Origin of the sequence: Streptomyces niger (assembly GCF_000718305.1) — a bacterium.
Lineage (GTDB): Bacteria > Actinomycetota > Actinomycetes > Streptomycetales > Streptomycetaceae > Streptomyces > Streptomyces niger.
In genome coordinates this window covers 623,935-642,127 of sequence record NZ_JOFQ01000001.1, presented here as the reverse complement: position 1 = coordinate 642,127, position 18,193 = coordinate 623,935, and the positions used below count along the sequence as shown (strand labels likewise).

Annotated in this window: 20 protein-coding genes; 9 read left to right on the top strand and 11 right to left on the bottom strand. The window is 73.6% G+C overall.

All coding sequences use genetic code 11. From position 1 onward, the window contains the following. Positions 1-88: 88 nt before the first annotated feature. A complete protein-coding gene (locus IF20_RS02935; protein ID WP_052863276.1) occupies positions 89-796 on the bottom strand; it encodes a response regulator in 708 nt (235 codons plus the stop codon). A 61-nt stretch (positions 797-857) separates the two neighbouring features. After that, positions 858-2,048: a sensor histidine kinase gene (locus IF20_RS02930; protein WP_052863509.1), complete on the bottom strand. Its 1,191-nt coding sequence runs from the start codon at positions 2,046-2,048 to the stop codon at positions 858-860. A gap of 185 nt (positions 2,049-2,233) precedes the next feature. Here IF20_RS02930 and IF20_RS02925 point away from each other — a divergent pair, with 185 nt between their 5' ends. The 4 genes from IF20_RS02925 (at position 2,234) to IF20_RS02910 (ending at position 7,839) form a co-directional block, all read left to right on the top strand. Then, on the top strand, positions 2,234-4,765 hold the full coding sequence (locus IF20_RS02925) for an ABC transporter permease (protein ID WP_052863275.1): 2,532 nt from the start codon (positions 2,234-2,236) through the stop codon (positions 4,763-4,765). A 111-nt stretch (positions 4,766-4,876) separates the two neighbouring features. Further along, on the top strand, positions 4,877-6,094 hold the full coding sequence (locus tag IF20_RS02920; RefSeq protein ID WP_052863274.1) for an MFS transporter: 1,218 nt from the start codon (positions 4,877-4,879) through the stop codon (positions 6,092-6,094). Between the two features lie 97 nt (positions 6,095-6,191). After that, on the top strand, positions 6,192-7,190 hold the full coding sequence (locus IF20_RS02915) for an LLM class flavin-dependent oxidoreductase (RefSeq protein ID WP_052863273.1): 999 nt from the start codon (positions 6,192-6,194) through the stop codon (positions 7,188-7,190). A gap of 31 nt (positions 7,191-7,221) precedes the next feature. After that, positions 7,222-7,839, top strand: a complete 618-nt coding sequence (locus IF20_RS02910; protein WP_052863272.1) for an HAD family hydrolase — start codon at positions 7,222-7,224, stop codon at positions 7,837-7,839. 41 nt (positions 7,840-7,880) lie between these two features. Here IF20_RS02910 and IF20_RS02905 read toward each other — a convergent pair whose 3' ends face one another. From IF20_RS02905 to IF20_RS02870, 8 genes are all read right to left on the bottom strand, one after another. After that, on the bottom strand, positions 7,881-8,444 hold the full coding sequence (locus tag IF20_RS02905) for a CGNR zinc finger domain-containing protein (protein ID WP_052863271.1): 564 nt from the start codon (positions 8,442-8,444) through the stop codon (positions 7,881-7,883). Continuing rightward, positions 8,441-8,656 carry a hypothetical protein gene (locus IF20_RS02900; RefSeq protein WP_052863270.1) on the bottom strand — a complete coding sequence of 72 codons (216 nt, stop codon included), beginning with the start codon at positions 8,654-8,656 and terminating at the stop codon, positions 8,441-8,443. The genes IF20_RS02905 and IF20_RS02900 overlap by 4 nt, the downstream gene beginning before the upstream one ends. A gap of 45 nt (positions 8,657-8,701) precedes the next feature. Beyond that, positions 8,702-9,766: an alpha/beta fold hydrolase gene (locus IF20_RS02895; protein ID WP_052863269.1), complete on the bottom strand. Its 1,065-nt coding sequence runs from the start codon at positions 9,764-9,766 to the stop codon at positions 8,702-8,704. Positions 9,767-9,873: 107 nt separating this feature from the next. Beyond that, positions 9,874-10,299 (bottom strand): hypothetical protein, encoded by a 426-nt coding sequence (locus IF20_RS02890; protein ID WP_052863268.1) that lies wholly within the window; start codon positions 10,297-10,299, stop codon positions 9,874-9,876. Positions 10,300-10,363: 64 nt separating this feature from the next. Beyond that, a complete protein-coding gene (locus IF20_RS38925; RefSeq protein WP_052863267.1) occupies positions 10,364-10,558 on the bottom strand; it encodes a hypothetical protein in 195 nt (64 codons plus the stop codon). Continuing rightward, complete coding sequence (locus IF20_RS40665) at positions 10,555-10,899, bottom strand: CoA transferase (protein WP_052863266.1); 345 nt, start codon at positions 10,897-10,899, stop codon at positions 10,555-10,557. The genes IF20_RS38925 and IF20_RS40665 overlap by 4 nt, the downstream gene beginning before the upstream one ends. Positions 10,900-10,958: 59 nt before the next feature. Then, the gene (locus IF20_RS02875) at positions 10,959-11,882 is read right to left on the bottom strand and encodes a glycoside hydrolase family 18 protein (protein WP_110943790.1); all 924 of its coding nucleotides are present in this window, start codon (positions 11,880-11,882) and stop codon (positions 10,959-10,961) included. Positions 11,883-12,013: 131 nt separating this feature from the next. Next, a complete protein-coding gene (locus IF20_RS02870) occupies positions 12,014-12,799 on the bottom strand; it encodes an IclR family transcriptional regulator (protein ID WP_052863508.1) in 786 nt (261 codons plus the stop codon). 181 nt (positions 12,800-12,980) lie between these two features. Between IF20_RS02870 and IF20_RS02865 the strand changes: the two genes are divergently transcribed. From IF20_RS02865 to hxlB, 5 genes are read left to right on the top strand one after another with little or no spacing between them, the layout of a single operon-like run. Further along, positions 12,981-14,327 carry an MFS transporter gene (locus IF20_RS02865; RefSeq protein WP_052863264.1) on the top strand — a complete coding sequence of 449 codons (1,347 nt, stop codon included), beginning with the start codon at positions 12,981-12,983 and terminating at the stop codon, positions 14,325-14,327. Positions 14,328-14,334: 7 nt separating this feature from the next. After that, on the top strand, positions 14,335-14,601 hold the full coding sequence (locus IF20_RS02860; RefSeq protein WP_052863263.1) for a fumarylacetoacetate hydrolase family protein: 267 nt from the start codon (positions 14,335-14,337) through the stop codon (positions 14,599-14,601). After that, positions 14,598-15,578 (top strand): sugar kinase, encoded by a 981-nt coding sequence (locus IF20_RS02855; RefSeq protein ID WP_234426462.1) that lies wholly within the window; start codon positions 14,598-14,600, stop codon positions 15,576-15,578. Before IF20_RS02860 ends, IF20_RS02855 begins: the two co-directional genes overlap by 4 nt. Positions 15,579-15,617: 39 nt before the next feature. After that, positions 15,618-16,244 carry an orotidine 5'-phosphate decarboxylase / HUMPS family protein gene (locus tag IF20_RS02850; RefSeq protein WP_052863262.1) on the top strand — a complete coding sequence of 209 codons (627 nt, stop codon included), beginning with the start codon at positions 15,618-15,620 and terminating at the stop codon, positions 16,242-16,244. A 39-nt stretch (positions 16,245-16,283) separates the two neighbouring features. Continuing rightward, positions 16,284-16,862: a 6-phospho-3-hexuloisomerase gene (hxlB, locus tag IF20_RS02845; protein WP_052863261.1), complete on the top strand. Its 579-nt coding sequence runs from the start codon at positions 16,284-16,286 to the stop codon at positions 16,860-16,862. Positions 16,863-16,980: 118 nt separating this feature from the next. Here the strand turns inward: hxlB and IF20_RS02840 are convergent, their stop codons facing one another. After that, the gene (locus tag IF20_RS02840; RefSeq protein ID WP_052863260.1) at positions 16,981-17,979 is read right to left on the bottom strand and encodes an aldo/keto reductase family protein; all 999 of its coding nucleotides are present in this window, start codon (positions 17,977-17,979) and stop codon (positions 16,981-16,983) included. Positions 17,980-18,193 lie beyond the last annotated feature (214 nt).

The following is an 18,193-nucleotide window of genomic DNA, read 5'->3' as shown; positions in this document are numbered from 1 at the left end:
CGGGAGGGCCCGAACTCCCAGGAGGCCGGGCCCTCCCGCGTCCGCGGCCGCCACCGTGCCGCGCCGCCGGCGCACGCCGCGGACGGCGTCACGGTACGTCCGCGCCCCGGTCGTCGCAGAGGCCGTTCTCCCAGCACCAGGCGGCGATCTCGACGCGGTTGCGGGCGGCGAGCTTGCGCTGGACGTTGCCGAGGTGCGTCTTCACGGTGGAGAGGGTCACGTACAGCTCGGTGGCGATCTCGTCGTTGGTACGGCCGCGGGCGACCAGCCGTACGACGTCCAACTCCCGCTCCGTCAGCGGCTCGGACGGCGCGGCGGTCCGGGACGCGGGGCCGGCGGCGGGGTGGTTCCTGGCCGGGGGCCGCTCCGGCGGCGCCATGTGCCGGAGCAGCCGCACCGTGATCGCCGGGGAGATCAGCGAGGTGCCCTTGGCCGCCGCCCGCACCGCCTCGGTGAGCAGGGCGGGGGAGCCGTCCTTGAGCAGGAAGCCGCAGGCGCCGTTGCGCAGCGCCCGGTACACGTACGCGTCGAGGTCGAAGGTGGTGGCGATGAGGACGTGCAGGGGATCGCGGACGTCCGGGCCCGCCAGGTGCCGGGTGGCTTCCAGGCCGTCGAGCTCCGGCATGCGGATGTCGAGGAGGCAGACGTCCGGGCGGAGCGAGCGGGCCAGCTCGACCGCGGTGGCCCCGTCGGCGGCCTCCGCCACGACCTGCATGTCCGGCTGGGAATCCAGGATCATGCGGTAGGCGGACCGGATCATCTCCTGGTCGTCGGCAATGAGCACCCGGATCGTCATACGTCCATGATGGCAGCCGCGGCCGGCGGCGCTCCCGCCCGCCTCGCGGCCGCGGGGCCGGCTAGCGCCGCTCCGTACGCAGCGGCAGGTCGGCGGCCACCCGCCAGCCGCCGGCCGCCCCCGGCCCGGCGGTGAAGCGCCCGCCGGCCCCCTCGATCCGCTCCGCCAGGCCGAGCAGGCCGTAACCGCCGTCGCCCCGCGCGCGCAGCCCCGCCCTGGCCACCCGGCCGTCGTCGGCCACGGTGGCCTCCAGCCGGCCCGCGTCATCGGGGCGCAGCCGTACGTCGACGGTGACGCGGCCGACGTCGACGCCGTGCTTGCGGATGTTGGTCAGGCTCTCCCGCACCAGCCCGTGCACCGCCGTGGTGAGCTCGGGCGGCAGCGGACGGTCCGTCAGCCGCGGATCGAGCGTCAGCTCCGCCGGCGGGCCGGTCCGGGCGAAGTCCGCGATCAGCGGGCGGATCCGGTCGAGGGTGGAGCCGGGCCGGGTGGCGGCCGGATCCGCCGCGGTGCGCAGGACGGAGACGATGCCCCGCATCGACTCCATGGCCTCGGAGCCCGCCTCCTCGATGCGGCCGAGCATGGTGTCCAGTTCGGCGGGGGCCGGCGCGTGCCCGGAGGCGGTGGCGAACCGTACGGCCTTGGTCTGGGCGACGATCGCGGTGATGTGGTGGGCCACGAAGTCGTGCAGCTCCCGGGCGTATTCCAGGCGCTGGTCCTGCCGGTCGGCGAGCCGCTCGCGCTCCCGCAGGGTGTCGAGCACGCGCAGGTACAGGCCCAGGACGACCGCCAGCACCGCGCCGAGCAGGACGAACGGGGCGACGAAGGTGGCCGCCGTGTGCCACTCGGTGCCCGGCATCCGCAGCAGCAGGACACCGGCGGCGCACGCGGCAGCGGGGACGAGCACCATGGTGCGCAGCAGTGGCAGCAGCCGGACGGCACGGGCGGTGACCAGCAACAGTGCGCACAGCTCGGTCATGCCGGGCGTGTTCTCCGGACGGTGCGTCAGCTGTGTGGTGACCACGGTGAGGACGGCCGACGCGGTCACCGCGCCGGCCGCCACGAGCGGGAAGCGGGCCGGCCGCACGACGAGGGCCGCCACGCACAGCGCGCCGGTCGCCACGGTGGCCGCCGCGGTGGGCACGAAGCCGGTGTTCGCTCCCTCGACGACCAACAGGGCGAGAACGACGGCGGCGGCCAACAGGAGCAGGGCCTGTTGGAGTACGGAGCGGTGGCGGAACGTGCGGATCATGTCGCCGACGGTACGGCGGCGGAGCACCGGACGCCTCGGCCTTTCGGCCGACACGGACGGCACGTACGCCCCGCCGGCTCGGCAATACGGCTGATCCGCCGGCCGCCCGCCGCGCCGGATCATCGAACCGCGGGCCGCTTCCGGCCCTGCCTCCCCGCCCGCCCGCACTCGTCCGAAGGCCCCCGATGCTCCGCACCGCACTGCGCTCCTTGCGCGCCCATCGGCGCCGCTTCCTGCTGCCGGCCCTGGCGGTCCTGCTGGGCGTGGCGTTCACCTCCGGCTCGCTTCTCTACACCCAGTCCGTACGTACGGCGCTGACGCAGGCGCGGACCGCCGCACAGCCCGACGCGTCCGTGACGGTCCGGCCGGACCCCGCCGCCGACGACACCGGCAAGGCCACGGCACCGGCCCTCGACACCCGGCTGCTGAAGCGGCTGCGCTCGCTCCCGGACGCGGCCGCCGCACGCGGAACGGCGGAGGGCATCGCCTTCGTCGTCGGCCCCGACGGCGAGCTGATCGGGCCCCGCCAGGAGGCGGGCGGCGCCAACTTCGTCCCCGTACGTGGCGGCGGCGATCCGCGCTACCCGCTCACCGCGGGGCGCGGCCCCCGCGCCGCGGGCGAGATCGCCCTCGACGAGTACACCGCCCGCCGGGCCGGCCACCGCATCGGCGACGACGTACGCATCGTCGTACGCGGCCGGGCCCGCACCGAGCGGCTGGTCGGCACCGTCACCGCGCACGACCCGCGGCTGGTCTCCGGTGGCACGCTCACCCTCTTCGACACCGCCACCGCACAACGGTGGTTCGCGCCCGCCCCGGACGCCTACACCGCGCTCACCCTCACCGCACACCGCGGCGTCTCCGCGCAACGGCTCGCCCGCGCGGCCGACGCCGTACTGCCCGACGGGCTGCGCGCCGTCACCCGGCAGGCCCTGAACGCCGAGCGCGAGGCGGCGTCGGGCGGCGACGAGGACAAGCTGACCGGCATCCTGCTGAGCTTCGGCGCCATCGCGCTGCTGGTCGCCACCTTTGTCGTCGCCAACACCTTCACCATGCTCAGCGCGGCCCGCGCCCGCGAACACGCGCTGCTGCGCGCGGTCGGCGCGTCCCGCCGGTACGTGCTCCGCCTGGTCCTCACCGAGGCGCTGCTGATCGGCACCCTCGCCGCGGCCCTCGGCCACCTGCTCGGCATCGGCGTCGCGACCGTACTGGGCCGCTTCTTCGGCGCCACCGACGGTCCCGGCGCACCGCTCCAGATCCTCGCGCCCGCGCCGCTGGCCGCCGCCTTCGGGGTCGGCATCGTGGTCACCCTGCTCGCCGCCTACGTACCGGCCCGCCGCGCCGCCGCCGTGCCGCCCGTCGCGGCGCTGCGCAGCGGCGAGCCGCCCACCCCGGCCTCGCTGCGCCGCCGCCACCTGGCCGGCGCGGTCGTCACCGTACTGGGTGCGTTCCTGGTCGCCGCGGCGTCCGGCGCCGCGGACCTGGGCGCCGTCACGGTCGCCGGGGCCGTCCTGCTGCTCGGCCTGATCATCCTCACCCCCGCGGTCGCCCTCGGGGTCACCGGCCTGATCCGCCGCCCGCTGACCCGGCTCACCGGCGTCATCGGCACGCTCGCCGTCGAGAACGCCCGCCGCAACCCCCGCCGCACGGCCGCCACCGCGGCCATGCTGATGATCAGCCTCGCGCTGATCAGCGCCGTCACCGTCGCGGCGGCCTCGCTCCGCGAGGTCTCCGCCGCGAGGGCCGCGGACGCCATGGTCGCCGACCTGCGGGTGACCCCCGTCGACCACGCCGAGCTCGACGCGGGCACCGCGGCGCGGATCGCCCGGCTGAAGGACGCCGCCGCGGTCACGCCCACCGTCTCCGCGTACCTGGCACTGCCCGCCGGGGACTACCTCGACGCGACCGCCGTGGACCCCGACACGGTCGCGAAGGCCGCTCAACTCAACGTCCGCGCCGGGTCGTTGAGCAGGCTCGACCGCGGCATCGCGGTCACCCGCGAGGAGGCGCGGGCGCACGGCTGGCGCCTGGGCTCCCGGATCACCGGCACCGTCGAAGGCACCGGCCAGCGGATCGGACTGCCGGTCGTCGCGCTCTACGACGGCCCCGACGCCCTCGCCCCCGCCCTCCTGTCCCGCAACGCCCTGCGCCTCCCCGCCGACCCCTCCGTACAGGGCCCGCGTACCGAAGCCGTACTCGTCAAGGCGGCCCCCGGACGCACGGCCGCCCTCCGCGACGACATCCGCGAGACCCTGGACAATCCGGCCCTGCTCATTCAGGACCGTGCCGAGGCCGGCCGCGAGGCGGTGCGCCCGTTCGCCCCGCTCCTCGACATCGTGTACGCCCTGCTGAGCCTGGCCGTGCTGATAGGCAGCCTCGGCGTCGTCAACACCATGGCGATGGCCGTCTTCGAACGCGTCCGGGAGATCGGTACCCTGCGCGCCATCGGCTTCGAACGCGGCCGAGTAGCCGCCGTCCTACGCCTCGAATCGCTCCTGATCTCCCTGCTCGGCGCCGCACTCGGCGTGCTGTCGGGCACCGCGATCGGCCTCGCCGCCGTGGCCGGACAGGAGGGTGCCCCGTTCGTGCTCCCGTGGGGACGGCTCGCGCTGTTCTTCGCGCTCGCCGCCGCGGTCGGCGTCCTGGCCGCCACCTGGCCCGCCCGCCAGGCCGCCCGCGTACCGGTACTGCGCGCGGTCCAGACGGACACGGAGTGATCCGGACGCACACCCGGCGGCCAGGGATCGAGGTCGCGCCGGATGATCAAACAAGTAATCTGTTCGTTAGGCGCCCTTCCGAACGTCGAATGTGTTCATTAGGGTGAGCGCATGGAACGTTCGCTCCGAGCCGCCCGCGTGGCGACGTATGTCTACTTCATCCTGTGCGGCACCCTGATGGGCGCCTGGGTGGTGCACATCCCCGCGATCGAGGACCGCGTGGGCATCAGCCACGCCACGCTCGGCGGCCTGCTGGTGCTGCTCGGGCTCGGAGCCTTCATCGGCATGCAGGTGGCCGGCCGCCTGACCGACCGCCTCGGCACCCGCATCGTGGTCCCCGCCGGCGGCATCCTGTGCGGCGCGGCCCTGGTCCTGCCCGGCCTCGCCCGGGACCCGTGGACGCTGGCCGGCGCGTTGCTGGTCTTCGGGTTCTGCAACGGCTGCCTGGACGTGAGCATGAACGCCCACGCCGTGCACGTGGAGAAGGCCTACGGCCGGCCCGTCATGTCCGGCTTCCACGCCACGTTCTCCGTCGGCGGTGTCCTCGCCTCGCTCGTCGGGGCGGGCGCCGCGAGCGCCGGCCTGGACCCGGCCGCGGGCATGGCCGCGATGGGAGCCGTGGGCATCGTGATCGCCCTGGCCTCGGCCCGTGCTCTGCTGCCCGCCGCTCCCGCCGCTCCCGCCGCCGAGAGCCCCGGCTCCGGGGAGAGCAGCGAGGCGCCACCCGTCGTCGAGCCCCACCGCACCGCGGGCCGGGTCCGGCTGCTGGCCGTCCTGGCGCTGATGGTCATGCTGTGCGAGGGCGCAGCCAACGACTGGAGCGCCCTGCACATGAAGGACGTCCTGGGGGCGCCCGCCGGCACGGCCGCCTTCGCGTACGGCACCTTCGCGGCGGCCATGACCGTCGGCCGGCTGCTCGCGGACCGGTTCGTCGCCCGGTTCGGTTCCCTGGCGATCCTGCGCCACGGCGCGGCCACGGCCGCCGTCGGCATCACCCTCGTTGCGCTCGGCCCGTGGACGTGGGCCGCGTTCACCGGCTGGGCACTGTTCGGGCTGGGCCTGTCGGGCTGTGTCCCGCAGCTGTTCAGCGCGGCCGGGCACGCCGACCCCGCGGCCGCCGGCGCCAACGTCTCCCGTGTCGCCGGACTCGGCTACGTCGGCATGCTCGCCGGCCCCGCCGTCATCGGCTGGCTGACCCATCTCGTCGCGCTCGACCACGCCTTGGTCCTGCTGACCCTGCTCTGTGCGACCACCGCTGTGGGCGCCCGGGTCCTGCGCACCGGATCCGACAACATTCGCGAGAGCGAGATGGCGCGCATCGGCCACTGACCGCTCGTGCGGCACGGACCTGACCCGTGCCGCACGAGCCCTGCCCGGCCCACCGGGGCCGGGGCGGAAAACCCGCAGCCGACCGGAGGAGTCCTTGATGCCCGAGCCCCACGCCCTGCCCGCCCGCGGCCGTGTCGGGGTACTGCTGCCCCGCGATCTCCCCGTCCGTGACGTGCTGCCGTACGCACGGCGCGCCGAAGAACTGGGCTTCGAGCAGCTCTGGGTGGTGGAGGACCTCGGTTGGCGCGGCGGCATCGCACAGGCGGCCACCGTCCTGGCCGCCACCACGAAGATCACCGTCGGCGTCGGCATCCTGCCCGCCGGTGCCCGCAACGTGTGCTTCGCCGCAATGGAGTTGGCCACCCTCGCCCAGCTCCATCCCGGGCGCCTCATCGCCGGCGTCGGCCACGGCATGCCCGGCTGGATGCGTCAGGCCGGAGCCTGGCCCGCCGGTCCCCTGACGCTGATCAAGGAGTACGCCACCGCGCTGCGCCGGCTCCTGCGCGGCGAGCCCGGGCCCGCGGACGGCCGCTACGTACGCTGCGAAGGCGTCGTCCTCACCGAGACCCCCGCCACCGAGGCCGTCCCGCCGGTCGTCCTGGGCGTCCGCGGCCCCCGGTCACAGGCAGCCGCGGGCGAGGTCGCCGACGGGCTCCTCCTGGCCGAGCCCGCGGCCCCCGCCTACGTCACCGCCTCCCTGCACCGGCTGGGCCCCACGGCCGCCGGGAAGCACCCGGAGATCATCACCTACGATGCCGCCGCCGTCGACGACGACGAGGAAGCCGCCCTCACCCGCGTCCGCGCCGGGCTGGAGGCGATCGGCGAGCCGGACCGGGCCGCGCACATCGACCCCCTGCCCTTCGCCGCCGAACTGCGCGCACACCGCGCCGCCTGCCCCGACGGCCGGGAGTTCGCCCGGACCATGCCCGCCGCCTGGGTCCGTGAGCTGAGCATCGCCGGCACCCCCGATCAGGCCCGCGCGGCGATCGACGCCCGCCACGCGGCCGGCGCGACCGGCGTCGTCCTCGCCCCCGCCGGCCCCGCCGCCCCGGCATCCCTCGATGCCCTCGCCCGCGCCCTGCCCCGCCGCCCCTGACACCCACCACCGGACCTGGAGGGACCACGCCATGTCCAGCCGCCGGCCCATCGTGCTGTTCGACCTCTTCGGCGTCCTCGCATGCCACCAACGCCCGTGCTCCATGGACGAGATGGCCGCCCTGAGCGGCGCGCCCACGGACGCCTTCACCACCGCCTACTGGACCCTCCGCCGGCCCTACGACGCCGGTGAGTGGACCGCATTCCAGTACTGGACCGCCGTACTGGACTCGCTGTCACTCACCGCCGGCCCCGACACGATCGAGGTACTGCGGCTGGCCGACATCGACAGCTGGTCACGCGTCGACGACCGCATGGTCACCTACGCGCAGTCCCTGCGGGAGCGCGCCGCGGTCGCCCTGCTGTCCAACATCCCCGCCGACCATGCAGATGCTTTCCGCACCGCCCAGCCCTGGCTCCGCCACCTCGACCACGTCGCCTTCTCCGGCAAGATCAAGGCGGCCAAGCCGGACCCGGCGGCGTTCCGCCACTGCGTCGCCGCCCTGCACGCCGACCCCGCCGACTTCCTCTTCGTCGACGACCGCGCCGAGAACGTCCGCGCGGCGCAGGCCACCGGCATGAACGGACACCTCTTCACCGGGCGCGAGGAACTGGCCGCGGCCCTCGACACCTGGCTGCCGACCCCATGACCCGCACCGTCCGGCGGAGCAGTCGCAGGCCCTGGGCCCCGTCAACCGGTGGCCGGGGCCGGGCTGTTCCTCTTCCGGGCGCGGTAGGCGGCGGCCTTGATCTTGTTGCCGCAGGACTCCATGCCGCACCACTGCCGCCGCATGCCGCGCGACCGGTCGAGGTAGGTACGCGTGCACTCCGGATTGCCGCACTCCTTGAGCAGGGGGACGTCCGGACCGCTGAGCAGCTCCACCGCGTGCCGCGCCACCGTGGACAGCGCCTCCTGCGGCGTCGCCGCCGTCCACCGGCCGGAGCGGGTGAGCTGCGGCACCGCCGGGGGCACGCGGGCCGCGTCGTTCACCACGGCCAGCGCCTCGTCGTCGTAGTCCTCTTCCAGGCGCCGGGCCGTGATGAGCCGGTAGAGCGCCTCCCGTACGGTCGTCGCCGCGGTCACGTCGGCCTCCCGGCAGGGGGAGACGGCGTCGACGATGCCGGATTCCACGTACCACGCGGCCAGCCGGTCCGGTGACGGGAACATCTCGAACCGTGCGGTACGGCGCGCCCGCAGCGTGGCGGCGAAGTCGAGGGCCGGATTGCCGCAGACGAAGACGTGTTGCAGGTTCACGGTGCCAGATCCGCCGCCAGGCAGGAGAAGGACCGCCACGACCCCTCGGGGTCGTAGTTGTCGCGTGCGGGGTCCCGCGGCGCGGCCGGCCGCTCCTCGACCATGTCCTCGAACCGCACGCGCTCGGGCAGCGCACCGAACCGCGTGCGGCGCGCTGCCGAGGCGTCGCGGTCCGCAGTGTTGTGGTGCGCCGTGGTGTCGCGGTGCTCCATCAGCGGTCTCCGTTCATTCCGTGGTTCATCCGTTCGTTCCGTGATTCAGAGGTGATCGGCATCGACGACGGCCCGGGCGAAGGCCGCGGGGGCCTCCTGCGGGAGGTTGTGGCCGATGCCTTTCAAGGTGCGGTGGTCGTACGGCCCCGCGAACCGGTCCCGGTACGAGGAGCCGTCGCCCGGCGCGGTGAAGGGGTCCCGTTCGGCATCGAGGGTGACGGTGGGCACCTCGATGACCGGGCGGGTGGCGAGCTGCTTCTCCCACCGGTCGTAACGGCGCTCACCGTCCGCGAGGCTCAGCCGCCAGCGGTAGTTGTGCAGCACGATGGCGGCGTAATCGGGGTTGTCGAAGGCGGCGGCCGTGCGCGCGAACGTCGCGTCGTCGAAGTCCCAGGTGGGCGATACGGTGTTCCACACGAGCCGGGCCAGTTCGGTGCGTTTGGTCCGGTCCTCCACGGCGAGCCGCCCCCGCTCCGTGGCGAAGTAGTACTGGTACCACCACGCGTACTCCGCCGCCGGCGCCAGCGGTCGGAGGTTCGCTTCGCGGTCGGTGACGAGATAACCGCTCACCGACACCAGGGCCTTGCACCGCTCGGGCCACAGCGCCGCGATGATGTCGGCGGTCCGTGACCCCCAGTCGAAGCCGGCGAGCACGGCCTTCTCGATGGCGAGGGCGTCCATCAGCGCGATGATGTCGAGGGCGATGGCCGACTGCTGGGCGTTGCGGAACGTCCGCGCGGAGCGGAACCGCGTCGTGCCGTGCCCGCGGAGGTAGGGGACGAGGACGCGGTACCCCTTCGCCGCCAGCAGCGGGGCGACGTCGACGAAGCTGTGGATGTCGTACGGCCAGCCGTGCAGGCAGATGACCACCGGCCCGTGAGCGGGCCCCGCTTCGGCGTAACCGACGTTCAACAGCCCTGCGTCGACCTGCTTCAGCGAGGCGAAGGAGGGGTGCCCGCCGGCGCTTGCCGCGGGTGCGGTCGCCGGCCCGGCTTCCTGCGCCGTGGTGGCCGAGGCGGTCGACAGCGCGGGTGGACCGGCGAGTGAAGCGGCGGCCGCGGCGCCCGTCCCCACCCCTAAGACCTTGCTGAACGTACGCCTGTCGATCATGCGAAGCCTCCGCGCGTCGGTCACCGCTCTTGCCCTGCGCCATGACTTTCGCACCCTCCGCGTCACCGGTCAAGCCGGTGACGCAAACATGTCGTCGGCGGGACCGGTCACGAGGCCGGGAGAATGGGCCACGCCGCGTTGTCGCCGCGCGGACAGGTCCAGCAGGCGACTCCCGCCACCACTTCGGCCACAGCGGGATGCCGGTGCCCGGGGCACGGCGGATTCGGCGCGCCCCCGGTCTCCTCCAGTACCGCGTCCTGGAGTCGGTCGGCCACCAGGGCGATGGCATCGGCCGGCGGCATCGGCTGCTCGACGTGCACGCCCACCGCGGACCCGTCGGCGAACGTGATCGCCACGAGGACTCCGGTGACGGGCCCACCCGCAAGAAGCGGGCCGCTCCGGCCGTCGGCGGTCTCGCCGGCCTCGTCGGCGAAGCCCGGGCCGGTCACGGTCAGCGTATGGCCGGCCGGCGGGCCGAGTTGCGGAAGGATCGCCTCGGCCCACCCCCGAACGACCTCGCGCGTCAGCTGCACGTCCCCGCCTCCTGGTCTTGTCACTTTCTGCGGAGACGGTACGACACGCGCGAATCCACTCCGGTCAGGAGACGTCCACGTCCAGCGCCTCCCGGAGCAGTTGTACCGGGTGCCAGGCCGTGCGCTCCGTGCCGTGGAAGATCTGCTGGCGGCAGGAGACGCCGCTCGCGACGACGACCGTCTCGGCCAGGTCCAGTACCTCGTGCAGCCGTTCGTCGCCCGACGCCCGCTTCGGGTCGGGCTCGGAGAGCGCCTTCACCAGGGCGCCGGCCCGCCCCCGGGTGAGTCCGCCTCGTTCTTCGTCGCCATGTACGAGGGACACATCGCACCGGAGTCCGCCTTGCGGCACAGGCCGATGTTCAGGCAGCGGTCGGCCGCGCCGCGCATACCGTCCACCACTTCGAAGTCCAGCCGGGTACGCAGCGCGGGCGCGGACGGCAGGGCCGGGTCGCGGAGGTGGTCGGTGAGCGCGGGAGAGTCCACGATCTTCCCCGGGCTCGGCCCGTTGGCACGCGTGGGATCGCCGGTGCCGGGACTCTCCACCTTGATCACTTCGACGCCGAGGTCGGCGAGTTGCATGGTCGCGAACGGTGCGGCCATGTACGCGCCGATCTCGACGACCCGTACGCCGCAGTGGCCCCGGACGGATCACCGGCGGCTCAGCGGAACAGTGCGCCCGACACCTCCGACGCCCACTGCCACGGTGCGGTCGGGCCGCCCGGCTCGGAGTTGAAGTACTCCCAGCCGGCCACCCCGCCGAAGTCGCCGTACTTCGCGCGCAGGGCGCGCACCGTCCGGGTGAGGGACGGCAGGTCGACGTAGCCGTTGCCGTTGCCCGGGGCGGTCAGTGCGCCGGCCACCACCTTGGCGGCCGGGATCAGGCCGCGGCCGACGATCGCGTCGTAGTCGCGGGTGGCGGTCATGCTGCCCCAGCCGTTGTAGAACTGGGCGTTGAACCACGCGATGTCGCCGCCGCGGTCCCGGTACAGCCGCTCGTAGTCGAAGCCGGAGAGGTTTCCACCGCCGCTCAGCGCGCTCGCCACCGGCGCGAGCGTGATGAGGAAGTCCGGCCCGAAGTCCGCCCGCAGCGCGTCGACGACCCGCTCGATCCCGGCGAGCGACATCCGCTCCTCGACATCGAGGTCCACACCGTTCAGACCGTAAGCGCGCAGGAAATCCCGGAGTAGCGGGTAATAGGTGGCGAATTCGGTGTCCAGGCGCTGGAACGTGCCGGGCGCCGCGCCGCCGAGCATGGCGAGTACGCGTATCCCCTGCCCCTGCATCGACTTCAGGTCACGCCACATCGGCGCGAACTTCGCGGCCTGCGGCGGGTCGTCGTTCAGGTGCACCGGCGGGTACGGTCCGTTCACGTCGTTGAGGTGAACTGCCGCCACCAGTACGTGCGTTGTGCCCGTGCCGTGCTCGGTGAGGCCGAGCGGGGAGACGTACGTACCGTTCGTGTACTGCGTCTGGTAATAGACGGCGAGCCGTCGGCCCGGCGCGGCGGACGGTGCCGCCCAGGCCGGGGTCGCCGCGGTCATGGACAGTGCCATGGACGCGAGGAGTACGCCACGTCTGGTCATGTGCATCGGGTCGCTCCCTTTTTCCGGACGAACGCGGGCCGGGCCGCCGGCAATTCTGGCGAGGGAGGAATGCGGAAAGCCAGACCCCGGCGGCTACTAATGCGCTTTAGTAACCGCCGGACCGAGGCGGCTCAGAAGGGTCGGGGCGGGAGCAGTACGGCGAGTTCCTGTGCGGCGCTCGTCAGGGCGGGGCGCAGTGCCAGCAGTTCGTCGAGCGGCATGCGGAAGGCGGGGGCCGCGACCGAGAGCGCGGCGTGCGCGACGCCGTCCGGGCCGGTGATGGGGACGCCCAGCGCCCGGATGCCGGGCTCGTGCTCCTCGTCGGCGACCGCGTGCCCCTGGGCGCGTACGGCCTCGATCTCGGTACGGAACGCCGCCCGGTCGGTGATCGCGTGGGGGCCGAGCGCGGACAGTTCGACGGTCTCGACGAGTGCGTCGCGGACCTCGGGCGGCGCGAACGCGATCAGCACCTTGCCCATGGACGTGCAGTGGACCGGGCCGTGCTTGCCGGGCTCGCCGCGCACGCTCACCTGCTGCGGGCCCTCCACGTGGTGGATGTAGAGCTGCTTGTCGCCGTCCAGCACCGACATCAGGACCGCCTCCCGGCAGGTCTCGGCGAGCTTGCGCATCACGGGGAGTGCGACGCCCGCGAAGCCGTGCGCGTGCGAGACCCGCTGGCCGAGCTGGTACACCCGCAGGCCGAGCGTGTAGTGCTTCGAGCGGGCCTCGAACTCCACGAAGCCGTCCCGGGTGAGGGACTTCAGCAGCCGGTAGCAGGTGCTGGTCGGGAAGCCGGAGGTGCGGGCCAACTCGGAGAGGGTGACGCCGGCCGGGCGATCGCCGAGCAGGGTGAGGACGTGCAGGGCCTTGCCGACCATGTCGGAAGGCGGCGTGGCGGAGGGCTCGCTGGCGGACATGCCGTCAGTGTCCCACATTGTTTCTCGCATCGCGGCAAGCCTTTCTTCCATGCGGAAACAATCCGTTGACAGGCAGAAACGTGCCCGTCATTCTCTTTTCAACTTGCGGCAGCGCTTGCCGCATCGTGGCAAAAGTCTGTATCTCTTGTGCCCTTGCCGTCTCGGGAGAAAGGCCTCCTGGATGTCGACCCCGCCCCCGCCCCCGGCCGCGGCCCCCGCGTCCGCGTCCGCCGCAGCCCTCAGCCGCCGGCGCTGGACCCGGCTGATGCCCGTGGTCTTCGTGACCTACAGCTTCGCGTACCTGGAACGCTCGAACTTCTCCGTGGCCGCCGCCGGTGGCATGGCCGACGACCTGCACATCACCGGCTCGGTCTCGGCGCTGCTCGGCTCGCTGTTCTTCCTCGGCTACTTCGCCTTCCAGATCCCCGGCGCCCTCTACGCCGAGCGACGGAGCGTCAAACGGCTCATCGTGTGGTGCCTGCTGCTGTGGGGCGTGCTCGCCACCGCCCAGGGACTCATCCCCGACGTGCGCGTGCTGATGGTGGTGCGCTTCCTGCTCGGCGTCTCCGAGGCCGCCGTGCTGCCCGCGATGGTCATCCACATCACCCACTGGTTCACCTCACGCGAGCGCGGCCGCGCCAACACCTGGCTCATCCTCGGCAACCCCGCCACCGTCCTCTGGCTCACCGTCGTCTCCGGCTACCTCGTCGAATGGGTCGGCTGGCACGGCATGTTCATCGCCCAGGGCATCCCCGCACTGATCTGGGCGTTCGTCTTCCACAAGTACATCGACGACCACCCGCGCGACGCCAAGTGGCTCACCCCCGAGGAGCGCACCGCCCTCGAAGGCGCGCTCGCCGCCGAACAGCGCCGACTGCCCGCCGCCGGCGGCAGCTACCTCGCCGCGCTCCGCTCCCGCAACGTCGTCCTGCTCTCCCTCCAGTACTTCCTGTGGAGCCTCGGCGTCTACGGCTTCGTCTTCTGGCTGCCCTCCATCGTCAAGGCCGGCAGCAGCGAGGGCATCGGCCTCACCGGCCTGATCTCCGCGCTGCCCTACCTCTTCGCCTGCGCCGCGATGCTCTGGAACAGCCGCGCCTCGGACCGGGCCGGAGCGCGCGGCCGGTACATCTGGCCGTGGCTGCTGCTCGGCGCCGCCGGCTTCTACGGCTCCTACCTCCTCGGCGACGCCTTCTGGCTCTCCTACCCGCTGCTCTGCCTCGCCGCCGCCGGCATGTACGCGCCGTACGGCCCGTACTTCGCCACCATCCCCGAACTCCTGCCGCAGAAGCTCAGCGCCGCCGCCGTCGGCCTCGTCAACTCCTTCGGCGCGCTCGGCGGCTTCGCCGGCAGCTACCTGATCGGCACCCTCAACGACGTGACCGGCTCCACCGCCGCCTCGTTCCTCACCATGGCCGGCTGCCTGGTCCTCGCCGCCCTGCTGATGTTCGCGGTACGGGCACCCCGGGGCGCAGCGGCCCCCGACGACACCCCGGAGCCGCGCCCCGTCCCCACCCCGAAGGACGCCTGACAGCAGCATGCGTATCGCACGGACCGCCCTCGACGGCGTACCACTGCGCCCTGCATCCACCGGCGGACTCGCCCGCGGAGTGGCCGAGATTCTCTGCCACCTCGGTGGCGTCCTCCCGCTCGGCCCCGGCGACGTCGTCCTGACCAGGGCGCCGGGGGAGTATGGCCCGCTCCGCCCCGGCGGCCGCGCCGACGCCACCGTCACCGGCATCGGCACCCTGACCACCCCCGTCGCCACCGCGACCACCCCCGCACGCGCCGGAGGCCCCCGTTGAAGCCCACCGCCGTTCCCGCAGCCCGGCCCCGGCTCGACGTGGTGACGTTCGGCGAGGTGATGGGCATGCTCGTCGCGGCCGACGCCGGGCCCCTGGCCGACGTCACCCACTACACCCGCTCCCTGGCCGGCGCCGAGATCAACGTCGCCACCGGACTGGTCCGCCTCGGCCACACCGCGGGCTGGGTCGGCCGGGTCGGCGACGACCCGCTCGGCACCCACGCCCTGGCCGCGCTGCGCGCCGAAGGCGTGGACACCGGCCAGGTGACCGTCGACCCCGAGGCCCGCACCGGCTTCCAGCTCAAGAGCCGCGTCGCCGAGGGCGACCCGGAGGTGGTGTACTTCCGCAAGCACTCCGCCGGCAGTCGCCTCGCCCCCTCCGAAGCCGCCGACGCCTACGTACGCGGCGCCCGCCACCTGCACGTGACCGGCATCCCCGCCGCCCTGTCCGCCACGGCCCGCGCCTTCACCCACCGCGCCATGGATGCTGCGCGCGACGCCGGCAGCACCGTGTCCTTCGATCCGAACCTCCGGCCGGCGCTCTGGCCGGACCGCGCCGAGATGGTGCGGACCGTCAACGACCTCGCCGCGCGGGCGGACTGGGTACTGCCCGGCCTGAGCGAGGGCCGGCTGCTCACCGGCGCCCGGGAGCCGGCCGACGTGGCGCACCGGTACCTGGAGCGCGGCGTACGCCGTGTCGTCCTGAAGGACGGCGCCCGCGGTGCCACCCTGTACGACGCCTCGGGCGGCACCTGGACGCAGCCGGTCTTCCCGGTCCGGGCCGTGGACACCGTGGGCGCCGGCGACGGCTTCGCGGCCGGACTGATCAGCGCCCACCTGGACGGCCTCGGCCCGCAGGAGTCCCTGGCGAGGGCCGCCGCCGTGGGCGCGCTCGCCACCACCAGCCACGGCGACCGCGACGGCCTGCCCACCCGGGACCGGCTGGAGGCCTTCCTCCGCGCCCGCGCCGCCGCCTGACCCACCCGAAGTACCCGAGCACCACGAGGAGTTGGCCCCATGGCCGGACACCTGCAGATCGCCCTGGACCGGATGCCCCTGGAGCGGGCGGTCCGGATCGCCGAGGCCGTCGCGCCGCACACCGACTGGATCGAGGTCGGCACCTCCCTGATCAAACACTTCGGGATGCGGGCCGTGACGGAGGTCGCCGCGGCGGCCGGGCCGGTCCCCGTACTGGCCGACCTGAAGACCGCGGACGACGCGGTGTTCGAGTTCACTCTCGCGTACGACGCGGGCGCCGCCTCCGCGACCGTCCTCGGCACCGCCGCCGACGCCACCCTGGACGCCGCCGTACGCGTCGCCGCCGACCGCGGCACCGAGACCGTGGTCGACCTGATGCAGACCACCGAGGAGCGGCGGACGGCGCTCGCCGCCCGGCTGCCCGCCCACACCGTGCTCGCCGCGCACGTCGGCAAGGACGCCCAGCGCGCCGGCGGCAACCCCACCGACCTCCTCGGGGACTGGCGGCACGGCCGCCCGATCGCCGTTGCCGGCGGTCTCACCGCCGCCGACCTGCCGGCCTTCGCCGGCCCCGACCCCGTACGCGTCATCGTCGGCTCCGCCGTGACGGCCGCCGACGAACCGGAAGCGGCGGCCCGCGCCCTGGCCGCGGCCGCCGGCCGCTGACCCCACCCCGCCGAACCCACCACCACGCAAGGGACCACCATGACCGACCGGCCGGAACTCCCCACCACCGCAACGCTGTTGCACACCGTGCAGGACGAGATGAGCGGGGTGCTCGGCGCCGTCGACACCGCCTCGCTCGATGCGCTCGCGACCGCACTCCTGCGCGCCCGCCGCGTCTTCGTGGCCGGCGAGGGCCGCTCCGGCTTCATGGCCAAGGCCTTCGCCATGCGGCTGATGCACCTCGGCCTGCCCGTCCACGTCATCGGCGAGACCACCACCCCGGCCGTCGCCGACGGCGACACCGTCGTCGCCGTCTCCGGCTCCGGCACCACCGCCGGCACGGTGCGGGTGGCCGAACAGGCCGTCAAGGCGGGCGCCGAGGTGCATGCCGTGACCACCGCACCGGACGCGCCGCTCGGCGACCTCGCCGCCACCGTCCTGCTGCTGCCCGCCGCGACGAAGTACCGCCGCGCCGGCGAGGCCGCCAGCGTGCAGCCGCTGTCCAGCCTCTTCGACCAGGCCACCCACGTCACCCTGGACGTCGTGGCACTCCGCCTCGCGAACCTCCTGGAGGTGGACAACGACCGCGCCCGCGCGGCCCACGCCAACACCGAATGACCGGCACACCGCATGACCGGCAACACCGCATGACCGGCGACACCGTATGACCCACGGTGACGGGCGCGCACTCGCGGTGCGCGCCCGTCACCCCGTCGCCCCGTCGTGGCGGCCGTGCTCAGTCGTTGGCAGGGTTGCCCGCGGTCAGTGCCGGGTCCCGGGTCGCCACCGGGGCCAGGATCTCCTCCATGGCCTTGAGCAGGTCCGCCTCCAGCCGCACCCCGGCCGCCTCGACGTTCTCCTCGACCTGCTCGGGCCGCGAGGCACCGATGATCGCGGCGGAGACGTTGCGGTTCTGCAGCACCCACGCCACGGCCAGCTGGGCGAGCGAGAGCCCGGCGTCCTCCGCGAGCGGCCGCAGCTGCTGCACGCGCTCCAGCACCTCGTCCCGCAGGAAGCGCTGGACGAAGGTGGCACCGCCCTTCTCGTCCGTGGCCCGCGACCCGGCCGGCAACGGGGCGCCGGGCAGGTACTTGCCGGTCAGTACGCCCTGCGCGATCGGCGACCACACGATCTGGCCGATGCCCAGCTCCTCGCTCGCCGGCACCACCTCCGACTCGATCACCCGCCACAGCGCCGAGTACTGCGGCTGGTTGGAGATGAAGGGGATCTTCAGTTCGCGGGCCAGGGCATGCCCGGCGCGCAGCTGGTCGGCGGTCCACTCCGACACACCGATGTAGTGCGCCTTGCCGGAGCGGACCACGTCGGCGAAGGCCTCCATGGTCTCCTCCAGCGGTGTGGAGTGGTCGTACCGATGTGCCTGGTAGAGGTCGACGTAGTCGGTACGCAGGCGGCGCAGCGATCCGTCGATGGACTCCATGATGTGCTTGCGGCCCAGCCCCCGGTCGTTCCGGCCGGTGCCGGTCGGGAAGTAGACCTTGGTGAAGATCTCCAGCCCCTCGCGCCGCTCGCCCCGCAGCGCGGTGCCCAGCACCGATTCGGCTCGCGTCTCGGCGTAGACGTCGGCGGTGTCGAAGGTGGTGATGCCCGCGTCCAGTGCGGCACGGATACAGGCGGTGGCGGCGTCCTGTTCCACCTGCGAGCCGTGCGTGAGCCAGTTGCCGTACGCGATCTCGCTGATGGTCAGGCCACTGCGGCCCAGGCGGCGGTATTCCACGGTGTCAGCTCTCCATCCATCGGACGTGCAGTCCCTGCGGGGACCATCCTGCCCCGCTTCGCCCTTCCCATCCGGCACGCCCCGGCGACCGTGTGCCGGCACAGGAGTTTCCCGGGCCGCTGCATGACTCCGGCGTGCTGGGTACTCGGCGGACCGATCCCGGGGCAGGCGCGTGGCGCGCCGGTCTTCACGCGTGTCTGTGCTGACGCGGACC

What these genes read in the sequence shown, in the direction of transcription:
- IF20_RS02935 (WP_052863276.1), bottom strand. Translation starts at nt 796, where the DNA reads ATGACGATCCGGGTGCTCATTGCCGACGACCAGGAGATGATCCGGTCC.
- IF20_RS02930 (WP_052863509.1), bottom strand. Translation starts at nt 2,048, where the DNA reads ATGATCCGCACGTTCCGCCACCGCTCCGTACTCCAACAGGCCCTGCTC.
- IF20_RS02925 (WP_052863275.1), top strand. Translation starts at nt 2,234, where the DNA reads ATGCTCCGCACCGCACTGCGCTCCTTGCGCGCCCATCGGCGCCGCTTC.
- IF20_RS02920 (WP_052863274.1), top strand. Translation starts at nt 4,877, where the DNA reads ATGGAACGTTCGCTCCGAGCCGCCCGCGTGGCGACGTATGTCTACTTC.
- IF20_RS02915 (WP_052863273.1), top strand. Translation starts at nt 6,192, where the DNA reads ATGCCCGAGCCCCACGCCCTGCCCGCCCGCGGCCGTGTCGGGGTACTG.
- IF20_RS02910 (WP_052863272.1), top strand. Translation starts at nt 7,222, where the DNA reads ATGTCCAGCCGCCGGCCCATCGTGCTGTTCGACCTCTTCGGCGTCCTC.
- IF20_RS02900 (WP_052863270.1), bottom strand. Translation starts at nt 8,656, where the DNA reads ATGGAGCACCGCGACACCACGGCGCACCACAACACTGCGGACCGCGAC.
- IF20_RS02895 (WP_052863269.1), bottom strand. Translation starts at nt 9,766, where the DNA reads ATGATCGACAGGCGTACGTTCAGCAAGGTCTTAGGGGTGGGGACGGGC.
- IF20_RS40665 (WP_052863266.1), bottom strand. Translation starts at nt 10,899, where the DNA reads ATGGCCGCACCGTTCGCGACCATGCAACTCGCCGACCTCGGCGTCGAA.
- IF20_RS02875 (WP_110943790.1), bottom strand. Translation starts at nt 11,882, where the DNA reads ATGACCAGACGTGGCGTACTCCTCGCGTCCATGGCACTGTCCATGACC.
- IF20_RS02870 (WP_052863508.1), bottom strand. Translation starts at nt 12,799, where the DNA reads ATGTCCGCCAGCGAGCCCTCCGCCACGCCGCCTTCCGACATGGTCGGC.
- IF20_RS02865 (WP_052863264.1), top strand. Translation starts at nt 12,981, where the DNA reads ATGTCGACCCCGCCCCCGCCCCCGGCCGCGGCCCCCGCGTCCGCGTCC.
- IF20_RS02860 (WP_052863263.1), top strand. Translation starts at nt 14,335, where the DNA reads ATGCGTATCGCACGGACCGCCCTCGACGGCGTACCACTGCGCCCTGCA.
- IF20_RS02850 (WP_052863262.1), top strand. Translation starts at nt 15,618, where the DNA reads ATGGCCGGACACCTGCAGATCGCCCTGGACCGGATGCCCCTGGAGCGG.
- hxlB (WP_052863261.1), top strand. Translation starts at nt 16,284, where the DNA reads ATGACCGACCGGCCGGAACTCCCCACCACCGCAACGCTGTTGCACACC.